The sequence below is a fragment of the Duganella rivi genome (assembly GCF_009857435.1).
Taxonomy (GTDB): domain Bacteria; phylum Pseudomonadota; class Gammaproteobacteria; order Burkholderiales; family Burkholderiaceae_D; genus Rugamonas; species Rugamonas rivi.
Window position 1 is genome coordinate 1 of the sequence record NZ_WWCK01000023.1, and the last position, 331, is coordinate 331.

General features: G+C 54.4%; 2 tRNA genes and 1 rRNA gene. All 3 read left to right on the top strand.

Annotation, left to right across the window (positions count from 1 at the left end):
- Nucleotides 1–112: ribosomal RNA gene (locus tag GTP45_RS27805) — 16S ribosomal RNA — on the top strand; the annotation flags it as partial.
- 60 nt (nt 113–172) lie between these two features.
- Nucleotides 173–249, top strand: a tRNA-Ile gene (locus GTP45_RS27810).
- Between the two features lie 6 nt (nt 250–255).
- Nucleotides 256–331 (top strand) — tRNA-Ala (locus tag GTP45_RS27815).

Below are 331 nucleotides of genomic sequence, written 5' to 3' on the forward strand. Positions count from 1 at the left end.
AGAAGTAGGTAGCTTAACCGCAAGGAGGGCGCTTACCACGGTAGGATTCGTGACTGGGGTGAAGTCGTAACAAGGTAGCCGTATCGGAAGGTGCGGCTGGATCACCTCCTTTCTAGAGTTTGCTCATTAAGCGCTCACACTTATCGACTGTAACGAGATAGAGAACAGCATAGGGTCTGTAGCTCAGCTGGTTAGAGCACCGTGTTGATAACGCGGGGGTCGTTGGTTCGAGCCCAACCAGACCCACCAAGATTTGGGGGATTAGCTCAGCTGGGAGAGCACCTGCTTTGCAAGCAGGGGGTCGTCGGTTCGATCCCGTCATCCTCCACCA